Source organism: Sphingomonas sp. AC411 (genome assembly GCF_979253035.1).
Window position 1 is genome coordinate 3,469,884 of record NZ_CEEDAQ010000001.1, and the last position, 15,680, is coordinate 3,485,563.

General features: G+C 67.0%; 7 protein-coding genes and 5 pseudogenes. 3 read left to right on the forward strand and 9 right to left on the reverse strand.

Annotated features, from left to right (window positions below; all coding sequences use genetic code 11):
• Nucleotides 1-17: 17 nt before the first annotated feature.
• The 5 genes and pseudogenes from AC0IX7_RS17760 to AC0IX7_RS17780 form a co-directional block, all read right to left on the reverse strand.
• Nucleotides 18-1,681, reverse strand: a pseudogene (locus tag AC0IX7_RS17760) (ATP-binding protein).
• Nucleotides 1,658-2,221 (reverse strand): annotated as a pseudogene (locus AC0IX7_RS17765) (PAS domain-containing protein); the annotation flags it as partial. The pseudogenes AC0IX7_RS17765 and AC0IX7_RS17760, both read right to left, overlap by 24 nt.
• Nucleotides 2,222-2,263: 42 nt before the next feature.
• Nucleotides 2,264-2,989, reverse strand: a complete 726-nt coding sequence (locus AC0IX7_RS17770) for a haloacid dehalogenase type II (protein ID WP_471813162.1) — start codon at nucleotides 2,987-2,989, stop codon at nucleotides 2,264-2,266.
• Between the two features lie 506 nt (nucleotides 2,990-3,495).
• The gene (locus tag AC0IX7_RS17775) at nucleotides 3,496-4,977 is read right to left on the reverse strand and encodes an EAL domain-containing protein (RefSeq protein ID WP_471813164.1); all 1,482 of its coding nucleotides are present in this window, start codon (nucleotides 4,975-4,977) and stop codon (nucleotides 3,496-3,498) included.
• Between the two features lie 131 nt (nucleotides 4,978-5,108).
• Entirely contained in the window at nucleotides 5,109-6,164 is a 1,056-nt protein-coding gene (locus AC0IX7_RS17780; protein WP_471813166.1) for a hypothetical protein, read from the reverse strand.
• 203 nt (nucleotides 6,165-6,367) lie between these two features.
• On the opposite strand from AC0IX7_RS17780, the gene AC0IX7_RS17785 reads away from it, so the two are divergent.
• Both AC0IX7_RS17785 and AC0IX7_RS17790 read left to right on the forward strand, forming a co-directional pair.
• Nucleotides 6,368-7,507: a Gfo/Idh/MocA family protein gene (locus tag AC0IX7_RS17785; RefSeq protein WP_471813167.1), complete on the forward strand. Its 1,140-nt coding sequence runs from the start codon at nucleotides 6,368-6,370 to the stop codon at nucleotides 7,505-7,507.
• A gap of 5 nt (nucleotides 7,508-7,512) precedes the next feature.
• Nucleotides 7,513-8,076, forward strand: a complete 564-nt coding sequence (locus AC0IX7_RS17790; RefSeq protein ID WP_471813169.1) for a transcriptional regulator — start codon at nucleotides 7,513-7,515, stop codon at nucleotides 8,074-8,076.
• 313 nt (nucleotides 8,077-8,389) lie between these two features.
• Here AC0IX7_RS17790 and AC0IX7_RS17795 read toward each other — a convergent pair.
• From AC0IX7_RS17795 to AC0IX7_RS17810, 4 genes and pseudogenes are all read right to left on the reverse strand, one after another.
• Nucleotides 8,390-9,984 (reverse strand): annotated as a pseudogene (locus AC0IX7_RS17795) (efflux transporter outer membrane subunit).
• A pseudogene (locus tag AC0IX7_RS17800) lies at nucleotides 9,981-13,258 on the reverse strand (multidrug efflux RND transporter permease subunit). The pseudogenes AC0IX7_RS17795 and AC0IX7_RS17800 overlap by 4 nt, the downstream one beginning before the upstream one ends.
• Before the next feature lie 6 nt (nucleotides 13,259-13,264).
• Nucleotides 13,265-14,485 carry an efflux RND transporter periplasmic adaptor subunit gene (locus AC0IX7_RS17805; RefSeq protein ID WP_471813941.1) on the reverse strand — a complete coding sequence of 407 codons (1,221 nt, stop codon included), beginning with the start codon at nucleotides 14,483-14,485 and terminating at the stop codon, nucleotides 13,265-13,267.
• A 324-nt stretch (nucleotides 14,486-14,809) separates the two neighbouring features.
• Nucleotides 14,810-15,097 (reverse strand): hypothetical protein, encoded by a 288-nt coding sequence (locus AC0IX7_RS17810; RefSeq protein WP_471814001.1) that lies wholly within the window; start codon nucleotides 15,095-15,097, stop codon nucleotides 14,810-14,812.
• On the opposite strand from AC0IX7_RS17810, the pseudogene rpiA reads away from it, so the two are divergent.
• A pseudogene (gene rpiA / locus AC0IX7_RS17815) lies at nucleotides 14,990-15,663 on the forward strand (ribose-5-phosphate isomerase RpiA). The gene AC0IX7_RS17810 and the pseudogene rpiA overlap by 108 nt on opposite strands.
• Nucleotides 15,664-15,680 lie beyond the last annotated feature (17 nt).

Below are 15,680 nucleotides of genomic sequence, written 5' to 3' on the forward strand. Positions count from 1 at the left end.
CCGCGCGTAGCGGGACGCTAGCCCTCGATGATCGTCCGGATCTGCGTCGCGAGGGCCTCCATCGCGAACGGCTTGGTGATCATCGACATGCCGGGCTCCAGGAAACCCGCCGCGAGCGCTGCGTTTTCCGCGTAGCCGGTCATGAACAGCACGCGGAGCCCGGGTCGCATCGCGCGGCCGGCGTCGGCAACCTGGCGGCCGTTCAACCCCGGCAGGCCGATATCGGTGACGAGCAGGTCGATCCGCTCCATCGTCCGCAGCCGTTCGAGACCGGTCGGGCCGTCATGCGCCTCGACCGCCTGATAGCCGAGCTCGCCCAGCACCTCGACGATCAGCGACCGGACGACGGCATCGTCCTCGACCACCAGCACGATCTCGCCTGCGTCGGTGACGTGGTCCTGCGTCAGTCCGGGAAGCGGCTCGTCCTGCTCCGCGTCGCCGTAATGGCGGGGAGGTACAGCTTGACCGTCGTGCCTTGGCCGACTTCGCTGTAGATCTTCGCATAGCCCTCGGACTGGCGGGCGAAGCCGTAGATCATCGACAGGCCCAGCCCGGTGCCCTGGCCGATCGGCTTGGTCGTGAAGAACGGTTCGAACGCCTTCGATATGGTGTCCGCGGACATGCCGGTGCCGGTGTCCGAGACGCAGATGCAGACATAATGGCCGGGCCGCACGTCGCGCTGGCTGGCGGCAAAGTGATCGTCGAGATGCGCGTTGCAGGTCTCGATCGTCAGCTTGCCACCGTGCGGCATCGCGTCGCGCGCGTTGATGACGAGATTGAGCAACGAGTTTTCGAGCTGGTTGGGATCGCACAGCGTCGTCCACAGGCCGGCGCCGAGCACCATCTCGAACTCTATCCGTTCGCCGATCGTGCGGCGGAGCAGATCCTCCAGCGAAGCGACCAGCGGGTTGGCCTTGACCGGGCGCGGATCGAGCGGCTGGCGGCGCGAGAAGGCGAGCAGGCGGTGGGTGAGCGAGGCGGCGCGGTTGGCTGCGGTGGTGGCGCCGGTGATGAAGCGATCGAGTTCGCCGACCCGCCCCTGCGCGACGCGGCGCTGGACGATCTCGAGGCTGCCGGTGATGCCTTGCAGCAGATTGTTGAAGTCGTGCGCAATGCCGCCGGTGAGCTGGCCGACCGCCTCCATCTTCTGCGCCTGGCGCAACGCCTCCTGCGCCTCGACCAGTTCCTGCGTGCGATCGCGGACGCGCTGTTCGAGGTCGGCATTGAGCGCCTGCAGGTCGCGCTCCAGCATCTTGCGATCGGTGACGTCGGCGCCCTCGACGAAGATCCCGACGACCGCCCCGTTCGCGTCGCGGATCGGCTGATAGACGAAATCGAGATAGCGATCGTCGACCGGGCCGCCCGGTGCGGCCTGTACCGCGTAGAGCATGCCGGACGCGGTGAACGGCTCGCCGGTCGCGTAGACATGGTCGAGCAATTCGAGAAAACCCTGTTCGACCGCATCGGGCAGGGCCTCGGCGACGGTACGGCCGAGCACGGGACGGTGGCCGACCAGCTTGTCATAGCCCGGATTGGTGAGCTCGAAGCGGTGCTCGGGCCCGCGCAGCATCGCCATGAAGGTCGGCGCCTGGGCGAACATCTGGCCCATCCGCTCACGCTCGTCACGAAGCGCGCGTTCGATCAGGACTCGCTCGGTGCTTTCGTAGGTCGAGCAGAACATGCCGGCGACCGCGCCGCTCTCGTCGCGCACCGGCGAATAGGAGAAGGTGAACCAGGTCTGCTCGTCATAGCCCTTGCGATTGGTGACCAGCGGCAGGTTTTCGAAGAACGACGCCTTGCCGGCGAGCGCGCGGTCGACCAGCGGGCCGATATCGGACCAGAGTTCCGACCATATGACATCCAGCCGACCGCCGAGCGCGGCGGGGTGCTTGTCGTAGAGGATCCGCGCGTAATGATCGTTGTAGAGGAAGCCGAGTTCGGGGCCCCAGGCGACGCACATCGCAAATTCCGAGGCGAGCATGAGCGACACGATCGAGCGTAGCGATTGCGGCCATTGCTCGATCGGGCCGAGCGGCGACGACGACCAGTCATGCGTGCGGATCATCGCCGCCATCTCGCCGCCGCCGGTGAGAAAGTCGGCTACCGCGGTCGGCTGTCCCGCCGGGGTCTTCGCGTCTGTCGTCATTTCAGAGTCCTGCCGGGTCGCACACCAGGCCGAAGTATACTCCGATATCGGGTCGATACCGGCTCGGGGCGCCATAATCCACCGCTCGCACGGCACCGGCCGCCACGGGTCGGCGGGTCATCGGCAAAGCTCGTCGGCAAGTCGGGTCAGGCTGTCGACGCTGAACTCCCAGTCCTGAGCGTCGTCGGCATCGGGTGCGCGGCGGCCGCCATATTCCAGCGGGCGGTCGACAAAGGCGGTCTGCAATCCGGCCGCGCGGGCGGCGGCGAGGTCGCTATGGTGCGCGGCGACGAGGCAGAGTTCGGCGGGGTCGACCGCGAGCATGCGCGCAGTGGCGAGGTAGGATTCGGGGAGCGGCTTGTAGACGCGGCTGACTTCGGCGCCGAGGATCGCGTCCCAGGGTAGGTGCGCGCGGCGAGCCATGTCGAGCATCAGCGCTATGTTGCCGTTGCTGAGCGTGACGATGGGGTAGCGGGCCTTGAGGCGGGTGAGGCCGTCGACCGAGTCCGGCCAGGGATCGAGGCGGTGCCAGGCGTGGGTAAGGTCGACGAGCGTGTCTTCGTCGAGTGTCGCGGGATCGATGGCCTGGTGGCGGAGCAGGTCTTCGAGCGCCTCGCGGTGGAGCGTGTCGAGGATGACGAACTGCCGCCGTCCGCTGCGGACTTGCTCCAGCGCAGGCTGATAGCGTTTGCGCCAGCCGTCGGCGAAGGCATGCGGGTCGATATCGCTGCGACCGAGCCGCGCGAGAACGGGCGCAGCGTCGCGGGCTATGCCGGAGCGCCAATCGACCACGGTGCCGAATACGTCGAAGGCGAGGGCCTTGATGGGAGTGCGCTGGGGCATGGGGGAGAGACGGTATTGGGGGGCGGTTGGTTCCGAGCGGGGGCGTAAGTGCGTCCTTATGTACCACTTCGGGCTAGCTACCACCCCAGCGGAGGCTACCACCCCGGCGGAGGCTACCACCCCGGCGGAGGCCGGGGCCCAAGTGGGGGCGGTGCATTGGCGTATGCTGCGCGCGCTTACCTGGACCTTGCCGATTGGGCCCCGGCCTTCGCCGGGGTGGTTGGTGGGGTTTGCGACCTGCTCTCTCACCGCGGCCCGCTGCCGCCGACGATTCGTCACCCAACAAAGTTCGTCACCCCAGCGAAAGCTGGGGTCTTCCGGTGGTCGCGCGTGAGCTTGCCGCACGAGACCCCAGCTTTCGCTGGGGTGACGGTAGAGGAGTGGGGATGACGGAAAGAGAGGAAAGGCATGAAAGGAAGTGGGGCGGAGGGGCGCGAACTACGTAGCCGGCACCATCCTGCACTTGGACCGGAACGACAGTCGATCGGCACTCAACACGCCCCCCGTCATCCCACCCGGCGGATGCGAGCCGCCTGGCCGGGGTTCAACCGGTCCAGATTGAACGCCTCGTGGAACTCGATCCCCGCCTTGCCGCCGCGCGCCCAGCGGACCCGGGCGGGGGTCATCTGGTTTTCGAGGAGTTCGATCTGGATCTCGACGCCGTCGGGGTTTCCGTCGATCTTCAAGCCGTCGAGCATCGCACCCGAGGTCGATATGTCGCGGATCCGGACGTCGCCGTGGATGCCGTCGAGCAGGATGCGGGCGGAGCGGAGCATCTTGTGGCGGCGGGCGCGGCTGACCTTGAAGCCGCTGGCGGTCGCCGCACCGTTCTCGACACCCAATTGTCGCAGCGCCTCTTCCGCGCGGACCGGGCGGCCATAGACATAGCCCTGGATGTGGCTGCAGCCGAGATCGCGCAACAGGTCGATCTCGTCCTGCACCTCGACCCCCTCGGCGGTCGTCTCCATCCCGAGCGTGTCGGCGAGCGTGACGATCGCCTTGATGATCGCGGCGTTGCGGTTGCCCGGCTCGGCGGCACCCTTCACGAACGACTGGTCGATCTTGATCTTGTCGAACGGCGCGTTGCGTAGATAGCCGAGCGACGAATAGCCGGTGCCGAAATCGTCGAGCGCGAGCCGCACGCCTACTCCCTTGAGCGCCCTGAACATCTGTTCGGACGAGCGGGTCTCGTCGAGGAACACGCCCTCGGTGATCTCGAGTTCGAGCCGGCCGGGGGCGATCCCCGACTGCGCCAGCGCGCTGGTGACGAGCGCGGGGAGGATCGGGTTGGCGAACTGGATCGGCGAGACGTTGACCGCAACGCGGATCGTGTCGGGCCAGCGCGCCGCCTCGCTGCACGCGGTACGCAGGACCCATTCGCCGATCGCCTCGATCAGCCCGCATTCCTCCGCCACCGGTATGAAGTCGGCGGGCGAGACCAGCCCTCGCGTCGGGTGGTTCCAGCGGATCAGCGCCTCGTAGCCGACGATCCGGACCGAGTCGGTGCTGACGACCGGCTGGTAGCAGAGGTGGAACGCGCCCTCCGACACGGCGACGCGCAGGTCGTCCTCGAGCAGCTTGCGCGTCCGCGCGCCCGCCAGCATCTCGTCCGCGAAGAACCGGTGGACGCCGCGGCCGTCGCCCTTGGCGGCGTACAGCGCGAGATCGGCGTTGCGGACCAAAGTCTCGGAATCCTCGCCGTCGTCGGGCGCGATGGCGATGCCGATCGAACAGCCGATCGTGACCGCGGTGCCGCTGATGAAATAGGGCTGCGACAGCGACGCAATCAGGTCGCGCGCCAGATCGGCCAGCGTGTCGCGATTGTCGATGCCGGGCAGCACGACCTTGAACTCGTCGCCGCCGAGCCGCCCGACCAGCCCGGTGCCGCCGACCCCGCGCTGGAGCCGTTGCGCGACCTGCTTCAGCAACGCGTCGCCGGCCTGGTGACCCAGCGTATCGTTGACCGCCTTGAACCGATCGAGGTCCATCAGGAACAGCGAGGTCGCGCGGTACGGCCCGGTGTTCTGCGCGAGCGTCTTTTCGAGCGAGATTCTGCATCCGCTGGCGGTTTGCGAGCCCGGTGAGGCCGTCGAACAGCGCCAGCCGGGTGATCTCCGCCTCAGACTTGCGCTGTTCGGTCAGGTCGCTGCCCGAGCCGATGAAGCCCTGGAACCGGCCGAGGTCGTCGACCACCGGGCGGCCTCGAGATCGACCACCAGCGGTCGCTGTCCGACGCGGCGGCGCAGACCGAATAGTCCGAGAACGACGTCCGCGACGAGATGTGGAAGGCCAGCGTGCGTTCGGTGCCGGGCGTGTCGCTGTCCATCTGGAACAGGTCGGTGAGGGACTGGCCGATCGCGCTGCCGGAGGAGACGAGATCGCGCGCGACCTTGGCCGAGAGATAGGTCACGCGGCCCTGGCGGTCGGCTTCCCAGAACCAGCCGGCGCCGTGCTGTTCGAACTCTGCGATCATCTTGACCGCGACGCAGCCTGCGTTCGAGGCCGCCGCGCGATCGAGTTCGCGCGCGTGGTCGATCCGCGCGAGGCGCAGCGTCGCTGCGATCAGGCAGCCGAGGAACAGCAAGGCGATCGCCACCGGGATGCCGGGCCCGGCGAGGACCGCCAGCGTCAGCACCAGCCCGCCGCCGAAGCCGAGCGACGCGGCGCGGACCGGGTGGAGGCTGACCGCGGTGATGCCGATCGTTCCCGCCACCGCGACCGCGTCGGTGAACCGGATCGGACCATCGGGCGCCGATGTGATGACCCACAGCAGCGCGGTCATCATGGCCGCCATCGTCGCAGCGCAGAGCGTCACGATCCGGTTGCGCTTGTACGGCGCCAGCGCGACCAGCGCCGGCAGGCGGACGGTCGCGAAGATCGACAGCGAGGCGGCGAGGAGGATCGCGGACTGCGCCGCGATCCCGATGAGGCTAACCTGCGTATCGACCTGGGCATTATCTGCGCCGAATGCGGCCAGGCCGATCAGCAACGCGCAGGCGATGCCCTGGATCGCCAGCGTGAACGGCCAGACCGCGGCGACCTGCGCGAGCTTCGGCACGAACAGATCGGTCACCTGATCGCGGTCGTCCTCGCTCAGCCCGAACAGACCGCGCAGGGCAAGGCCGTGCGGGCGGCTCTGCGCACGGCGATCGGCGGTGGGAAGCGGCGCGTACATCGGGGGTATCCTGCGGATTCGAGACGATCCGGGCATGTGCGGCGACGCAGGCCCCATGGTTGGAGCGAACGCGGTCGTGATGCCCGGTCGTCCACCAATCGACCCGAAGTGGTTTTTAAGCGTAAACAGGAAGTTTGGTTCTGGGGATAGCTATGCGCGCTGTCGCGTTGAGGGTCCGAACCCATATCTGCGAGGCATTCCCCATGAGCGTCGTTTCCAACATCACCTCCGCCCTCGGACTGGGCAAGAAGAAGGTCCGCTACGCGATCGTCGGACTTGGCGATATCTCGCAGGCATCGATGATGCCCGGCGTCGCGCATACCGGCAATTCCGAGATCACCGCGCTGGTCACCGACGATCCGGTCAAGGCGCGCGAGCTCGGCAAGGCATATGGCGTCGAGGCGACCTATCGCTATGACCAGTTCGACGAGCTGCTTGCTTCAGGGCTGATCGATGCGGTCTATCTCGGGACGCCAAACTGGCGGCATGCCGAGTTCGCGATCCCCGCGCTGAAGGCGGGCATCCACGTGCTGTCCGAAAAGCCGCTCGAGATTTCGGTTGAGAAGGCCGAGGCGATCCGCGATGCCGAGCGCGCATCGTCCGCCAAGCTGATGACCGCGTACCGGCTGCATTTCGAGCCGTCCACGCTCGACGCGATCCGGCGGATTCGCAGCGGCGAGCTAGGCGAGCTGATCGCGTTCACCTCTTGCTTCACGCAGAAGGTCGATCCGGCCAATCACCGCGTGAAGAACGGCGTGCAGGCCGGGCCGCTGTTCGACATGGGTCCGTACCCGATCAACGCGACCCGCTATCTGTTCGGGGCGGAGCCGACCGAAGTGGTCTCGGCCGTCGCTACGCGGCATCCCGAATTGGGGCTAGGAGATCTCGACGACACGTTCGCGGTGACGTTGCGGTTTCCCGGCAACCGGCTCGCGCAGTTCACCGTCTCCTATGCGGCCAACAACGTCGACAGCCTGACGATCTCGGGCACCGAGGGCAGCATCCACATGGACCCGGCCTACGGCTTCGGCGACGCGATGGAACAGCGCGTGACGATCGGCGAGAAGAAGAGCCACGAGAGCTTCAAGCCGACCGACCAGTTCGGCGGCGAGATGCGCTATTTCTCCGACTGCATCCTCGAGGATCGCGATCCCGAGCCCGATGCGGAGGAAGGACTTGCCGATCTGCGCGTGATCGAGGGTGTGCTGGAGGCGCTGAAGACACGTGGGCCAGTGACGCTGCCGCCGTTCGTGCGTTCGCGCCGGATTTCGGCGGAGCAGGAGCAGACCCTGTCGCCGATCAAGGAGCCCAAGCTCGTCCACGCCGCCAGCCCGACCGGCTGAGCGGCATGCTCGCCTTCCTCGATTTCGAAGCGTCGTCGCTGGGGAAGAAGAGCTACCCGATCGAGGTGGCGTGGGTGTTTGAGGATGGTGCGTCGGAGAGCCATCCGATCAGGCCTGCGCCCGAGTGGACCGACTGGGATCCGGCGGCGCAGGCCATCCACGGGATCGAGCGGCGTGCGTTGGAGGAGCGGGGCGAGGACCACCGGCTCGTTGCTGCGCGGATGGTCGAGGCTTTGGTCGGCCATGACCTGCTGGCCAGCGCGCCGTCCTGGGATGGGAAATGGCTGAGCACGTTGTTGCGGGCTGGCGGGCAGCCGAAGCGGGTGCTGCGGTTGCGCGATACGGACGCGGCGCAGTTGGAGGCGGCGCGGGCGTGCCTGGCGGGTGTGGAGCCGGCGGCGGTACGGGAGGCTCTTGCGCGGGAGGTGGTCGGCGAGGTGTTGCAGCGGCGTAACGGGCGCGTGCCGGATCACCGGGCGCTTGCGGATGCGGAGGCTGAGTTGGCGCAGTGGCGGGAGGTGCGAGTCGAGGCCCAGAGGCGGGCGGCGGGGTTTTTCGCTGCGGACTGACGCTCGGTGGAGCGCAACCATGGAGAGCCCTCCCGGCGGAGGCCGGGGTCCAGTTGGGAGCGGTCGATAAACACGGGTTGCGCATCGTTACTGCGACCTTTCCACCTGGGCCCCGGCCTTCGCCGGGGAGGGTGTGCTTGTGCGATGCCTAGGCTAACACACAGGAAAAGCGTGTTTCCCCGCGAAGGCGGGGACCCAGACTGGGCTCCCGCCTTCGCGGGAGAACAAGGCGACGGGAGCTGTCCGGAGCGGTGGCATGCCAACCGGTCTCCATCCGACACCCCAGCTTTCGTCGGGATGACGGTGGGCGCGTTCAGTCCGTTTCCGCGCGCGGCGCACCGCTCTGCGTCACCGGTTGCGGCCCGTTTGCGGTTGCTTCCAGCGTCGAATCCCCACCCAGCACGCGGTACAGCGTCACGCGGTTGCTGGCGCCGACCAGCTGCGTCGCCACCAGATTGCGTTGCGCGGTGTAGAGCGAGCGTTGCGCGTCGAGCGAGCTCAGGAACGTGTCGATTCCGCCGCGATAACGCGCGTCGGTGAGGCGGTACGTGTCCTGCGCCGCGGCCGAGAAGTTCTGGTTCGCCTTCAGCTGGTCGGCGATCGTGCCCTGGCGCGCGAGCGCGTCGGCGGTTTCCTGGAAAGCGGTCTGGATCGTCTTTTCGTAGGTTGCGAGCGCGGCGTCGCGTTGGGCCTTCGAATAGGCGACCCCGGCGATCCCGGCACCGGCGCGGAAGATCGGGTAGCTGACCGAGGGCGCGACCGAATAATTGAACGCGCCGCCGCTGAACAGCGAGGTCAGCGACGTGCTCGCGAACCCGAGGATCCCGGTCAGCGAGATCCGCGGGAACAGTTCCGCGCGCGCCGCGCCGATCTCGGCGTTGGTGGCGCGCAGTTCATACTCGGACTGCACGACGTCCGGACGTCGCAGGAGGATGCTGCTGTCGAGCCCCGCCGGCAGCGTGGCGACGGTCGGCAGCGCCTGCTCGATCGACTCGGGCAGAAGCGCGGCGTCGACCGGCGCACCGACGAGCAATTGCAGTGCGTTCACGTCCTGCGCGAGCGCAGTGCGTTGCTGCGCGAGGTCGGACTGCGCGGTGAACAGGATCTGCTGCGCCTGCCGGAGATCGGTGCGCGGGCGACGCCGCCGCGCAGCCGCGCGTTGGTCAGCGTGACGCTGCGCTGCGAACTGGCGACGGTATCCTGCGCGATCTTGAGCAGGCTGCGGTCGGAGGCATAGGTGAGCCACGCGTCGGCGATGTCGCCGACCAGCGTGAGGCGGGTCGCGCGGGCGGCGGCCTCGGTCGAGAAATAGCGATCGAGCGCGGCGCCGGTCAGCGAGCGGATCCGGCCGAACAGGTCGAGTTCGAACGCGGTGGTGCCGAGATCGACCGAGAAGGCACTGTTCGAGCTGGACGAACTGACCACCGATCCGGTGCCCGTTCCGACGCCGCCCGTGCCGGTCCCCGTTCCACCGGTGCCCGTACCCGTTCCGCCCGTACCGGTTCCGCCCGTACCCGTGCCGGTGTTGCCACCCGTGCCGCTCGTGACGGTATTGCGGGTGCCGTTGCCGCCGCCCGAATAGGTGTAGCGGCCGCTGGCATCGACCTGCGGCAACAGGTCGGCGCGCTGGATGCGGTACTGCGCGCGGGTCGCGGCGATGTTGGCCGCGGCGACGCGGAGATCGCGATTGTTCGCCAGTGCCTGGACGATGATCTGTTGCAGCCGCGGATCGCGGAACACGTCGCGGTAGGTGATTGCCGGCAGCGTCGCCTCGGACTGGCGCAGATACGCGTCGCCGACCGGGAGCGACGGCGGCACGGGGAGTTCGGTCCGCGCGTATTTGGGCGCGAACGAGCAACCGGCGAGCGCGGTCGACGCGGCGAGGATCAGGACTAGCGAGCGCATCATGCGGGCTCCGGCCGGTGGGGGCCCTGTGGTTCGGGCGGGCCCAACGGTTCATTGTGATCGCCGTCGTTTCCGTCATGTTCGCCACCCTGATGACCGGTCGGGCGACCGCGCAGCTTGGCGATGCCGTCGCGCGCGCCGCGGCGGACGAGGACGAAGAACAGCGGGATGTAGAAGATCGCGAGGATCGTCGCGGTCAGCATGCCGCCGACCACCGCGGTGCCGATCGCGATGCGGCTGTTCGCGCCCGCACCGGTCGACAGCGCCAGCGGCAACACGCCGAGGATAAACGCGAACGACGTCATCAGGATCGGGCGCAGACGAATCTTCGCCGCGGACATCGCCGCCTCGATGACGCGCTTGCCCTTCTTCTCTTCCTGCTCGGCGAACTCGATCATCAGGATCGCGTTCTTCGCCGCCAGCCCCATCGTCGTCAGCAGGCCGATCTGGAGATAGACGTCGTTGATGAGGCCACGCAGCGTCACCGCGAGAATCGCACCGACCAGGCCGAGCGGAATGACGAGCAGCACGGCGATCGGGATCGTCCAGCTCTCGTAGAGCGCGGCGAGGCACAGGAAGACCACGAGCAGCGACAGGCCGTAGAGGATCGGCGCCTGACCCGAGGACAGTCGCTCCTGATAGGACAACCCCGCCCATGCGATCGACGTGCCGGGAATCTGGCCGGCGAGTTCGGCGATCCTGGTCATCGCGTCGCCCGAACTGACGCCCGGCGCGCCGGCCCCTGGATCTCGTAGGACGAGATGCCGTTGAAGCGCGACAGCGTCGTCGGCGCCTGGCCCCAGCTGGTTTTGGCGAAGGACGAGAACGGCGCCATCTGGCCGTTCGAACCGCGCACGAACCACTGGCTGAGATCGGACGGCTGTGCGCGGAACTGTGCGTCGCCCTGGACATAGACGCGCTTCACGCGGCCGCGGTCGATGAAGTCGTTCACATATTGCCCGCCCCAGGCGGTCGACAGCGTCGAGTTCACGTTCGCCTGCGTCAGCCCGAGCGCGGACAGTTTCTGCTGATCCGCATCGACGCGCAACGTCGCGACGTCGGGCAGTTCGGTGAGCCGGATCGCGGTCAGCGACGGATCGGCGCGGGCGAGCGCGAGCAGCTTGTCGCGCGCGGCGTTGAATTCGGTCTGGGTGAGGCTGCCGCTGTTCTGCAACTCCATCGTGAAGCCGTTCGACGAACCGAGGCCGCGGATCGCGGGCGGAACGAGCGAATAGACCTGCGCGTCGCGGAAGCCGGCAAACGCCTGCGAGGCGCGACCGGTGATCGCGTCGGCGGTGTTTTCCTTGCCCTTGCGCTCGTCCCAGGGCGCGAACGAGATGAAGCCCTGGCCGGTGTTCTGGCCGCTCGCGCCGCCGCCGCCGCCGCCGCTGACGGTGAACATCGTGCCGACGTTCGCCTTCTCGTTGGTCAGGTAGTATTGCTCGATCTGCTTCTGCAGCGCGAAGGTGCGGCCTTGCGTGGCGCCGGCGGGAAGCTGGAACTGGACGATCCCGGTACCCTGGTCCTCGGTCGGCAGGAAGCCCGTCGGAAGGCGCAGGAACAGCACCGCCAGCAAGGCCACGGTCCCCGCGTAGATCAGCAGGAACAGCCATTTGCGGTCGATCACCGACTGCACCCCACGGGTGTATTTCTGCGTGCCCTTCTCGAACGTCGAATTGAACTTGTCGCCGGCGCGCGTGAAGAAATGCGACACCTTCGGGAATTTGCGTTCGCCCCAGCTCTTCTCGTGGTTGCCCTCCGCGTCCTTCTTTTTCTGCTTGAGCAGGGTCGCGGTGAGCGCGGGCGAGAGGATCAGCGCGACCAGCACCGACAGCACCATCGCCGACACCATCGTCAGCGAGAACTGGCGGTAGATCACGCCGGTCGAGCCGCCGAAGAACGCCATCGGCAGGAACACCGCCGACAGCACCAACGCGATCGCGACCAGCGCGACGGTGATCTCGTTCATCGATCTCGATCGTTGCCTCCCGAGGCGTCATCTCGGGATTCTCTTCCATCAGGCGTTCGACATTCTCGACCACGACGATCGCGTCATCCACGAGAAGCCCGATCGCGAGCACGAGCCCGAACAGCGTCAACGTGTTGATCGAGAATCCGGCGAGATAGAAGATACCGAACGTGCCGAGCAGCACGACGGGGACCGCGATCGTCGGGATCAGCGTCGCACGCCAGCTTTGCAGGAACACGAACATCACGATGACGACGAGGATGACCGCCTCGATCAGCGTCTCGACGACCTCGTCGATCGACAGCTTGATGAAGTTCGTGGTGTCGTTGGCATAGGCGTATTTTAGCCCGGGCGGGAAGCGCTTAGACGCGTCGGCGACATAGGCCTTGACCAGCTCGGCGGTCTTGAGCGCGTCGGCGCCGGGCGCGAGCAGCACCGCGATGCCGGCACCGGGATGCGCGTTGATGCGGCTGCGCGCGTTGTAGTTCTCGGCGCCCAGCTCGATCCGGGCGACGTCGCGCAGCTTCACGGTGGCGCCGTCGTTGGTGGTCTTCAGGATGATGTTGGCGAACTGCTCGGGCGTCTGGAGACGCGACTGCGCGGTCACGGTCGCGTTGAGCATCTGCGTGTCGGGCTGGGGCTGGCCGCCGAGTTCGCCGGCGGCGACCTCGGTGTTCTGCGCCTGGATCGCGGTCGTCACGTCGCTCGGGATCAGCTGGAAGCTCGCCAGCTTGTTCGGGTTCAGCCAGATCCGCATCGCGTACTGCGCGCCGAACACGTTGCTGTCGCCGATGCCGGGAATGCGGCCGAGCGGATCCTGCAGGTTCGAGACGAGATAGTCGGACACGTCCTGGTTGGTCAGCTTGTCGGTCTCGTCATAGACGCCGACGATCAGGAGGTTGTCCGGGTTCGACTTGCGGACGACGAGGCCTTGTTGCTGGACCTGTTGCGGCAGGCGGGAGATCGTCTGCTGGACCTGGTTCTGGACCTGGACCTGCGCGATGTCCGGATCGGTGCCCTTTTCGAACGTCACGGTGATCGACACCGAGCCGCGCGACGACGAGGACGAGCTGAAATAGATCAGCCCGTCGATCCGGTCAGCGATTGCTCGACGACCTGCGTGACGCTGTTCTGGATCGTCTGTGCGTTGGCGCCGGGGAAGCTGGCGCGGATCGAGACCTGCGGCGGCGCGACGTCCGGATATTGCGCGATCGGCAGCGCCATGATCGCACCGATGCCGCCAAGCATCACGATGATCGCGAGCACCCAGGCGAAGATCGGGCGATCGATGAAGACACGAGACAACATAAGGGCTTAGCCGGCCTTTTTCTGGCTGGATTGGCCGCCTGAGGTGTCACCCTTGGGCGCTTCGATCTTTTGCGCGGTGTTTTCAGGGACCGGCTTCACGTCTTGGTTCGGGGCGATCTTCGATAGCCCCTGGGTGATGATCTTGTCGCCGGGGTTGAGCCCGCCGGTGACCACCCAGAACGCGCCCTGCGTGCGGTCCGCCCTGATATTCTTCTGCACCGCCTTGTTGTTCGCATCGACGACATAGACCGTCGCATTGCCCTTCGCGTCGCGCGACACGCCCGCCTGCGGCACGAGGAAGGCACGCTGGTTGATCGCCTGCGCGAACTTAGCCTGGACGAACATGCCGGGCAGCAACAGCCCCTGCGGATTGGGGAAGCGCGCGCGCAGCGTCACGGTGCCGGTCTCGGTGTTGACGAGCGCCTCGGCGAACTGGACGGTGCCGGTCGCGCCATATTCGCTGCCGTCCTCAAGCGTGAGGCGGACTTCGGCGCGGGTCGCGACGATGCCGTTCCGGCCGAGCGACCGGCGCAGCGCGAGCAGGTCGCCGGAGGATTGCTGGATATCGACGAACATCGGATCGAGTCGCTGGATCTGCGCGAGCGGATCGGTCTGCGTGGCGGACACGAGCGCGCCGACCGTGAACAGCGAACGGCCGATACGCCCGGTGATCGGCGCGGGGACGGTCGTGAACTTGAGGTTGATCTGCGCGGTTTCGAGCGCAGCGCGGGTCTGCGCGACCGAGGCCGTCGCCTGGCGCGAGGTGGCGAGCGCGTTGGTGTAATCCTGCTTGCTGATCGCCTCCATCTCGGCGAGCGGCTTGTAGCGCTGGGCGAGAATATTCTGCGCCTGCTGGTTGGCGCGCGCGCTCTGGAGGTTGGCCTGCGCTTCGTTGGTGGCCGCGCGGTAGAGGCGCGGGTCGATCTCGTAGAGCGGCTGGCCCTTCTTGACGAGCGTACCCTCGGTGAAGAAGCGGCGGCGGATGATGCCGGTCACCTGGGGCCGGACGTCCGAGCTTTCGAACGCGGCGGTGCGGCCGCTGAGCTCGGTGGTCATCGCGACGCTGGTCGGCTGGACGACGACATAGCCGACGGTCGGCGTGCCCTGGCCGGGCTGGCCGCCCTTGCCCTTGCCTTGCGCCTTTTCGCCGCCGCCCGAACAGGCAGCGAGCGCCAGCGCGGGTACGAGCAGGATGGCGCGCTGCCGCGTCGAAAATCGTGTGGCTATCAAGTTTGGTATCCGCTCGCGATCGGTGGGGCAGGTGTTGGTTTGGCTAAACCACGAGGATGTACCAGAAGTATGTCAGTTGAAAAGCGGGTGTGCGAAATAGGGTAGAAAGAGTAACCTGTTTGACTGGTCGGGGTGAAACGCCCGCCAGACCAACAAGATTGTTTCCCCGCGAAGGCGGGGACCCAGACTGGACTCCCGCCTTCGCGGGAGAGCAACCCCTTCGCAGCAGAACAAGACGAGAAGCGCTCCGAGCCCATAGCTACCACCCGGCGGAGGCCGGGGCCCAGTTGGGGGACGTTGCTGATGCAGCGCAGTCCGTCGTTACTGCGACCTTTCCAACTGGGCCCCGGCCTTCGCCGGGGTGGCGGTGGTGATCCGGACCGATTTCGTGCCCTCCGTCATCCTGACGAACGTCAGGACCCAGAGCCGTGAGGGGATCGTTTGTGGCTCTGGGTCCTGACGTTCGTCAGGATGACGGACGGATGTTTTCGGGCGGTTGCGATGATCGATGACGACAAGAAGGTGGCGGCAGTCGCTGCCGTGCAAGAAGTTCATGCCGGGATGCTCGTCGGACTTGGCACCGGCTCCACCGCGGCGTTCGCGATTCATGCGCTCGGCGAGCGGGTCGCCGAGGGACTCATCATCCGCGCGGTCGTCACCTCCGAAGCGTCCGGCAACTCGCCCGCGAGGTCGGCATCGAGATCCTCGACTTCGCCACCGTCGCGCGCGTCGACCTCACGATCGACGGCGCGGACGAGGTCGACTCGCGCTGTTTCGCGATCAAGGGCGCGGGCGGGGCGATGTTGCGGGAGAAGATCGTCGCCGCAAGCTCGGCACGGATGGTCGTGATCGCGGACGGCTCCAAGCGGGTCGAGCGGATCGGCGCGGCCAAGCTGCCGGTCGAGGTGCTGCCGTTCGCCAACGCGTATGTCATGCGCGTGCTGACCGACATGGGTGCCGCCCCCATCATCCGCGACAACTACCGGACGGACCAAGGCAATCTCGTTATTGATTGCCACTTCGCCAGCCTCGAAGACCCCCGCGCAACTGCCGCCACCCTCTCCGCAATCCCCGGCATTCTCGGCCACGGGCTGTTCCTCGACGAGGTTTCCGCCGCGTATATTGCAACGAATGGCGTCGTTACGCGACTGGAACGGACGGGTGCATCCGCCTAAAGGCTCCCTATCTTGGC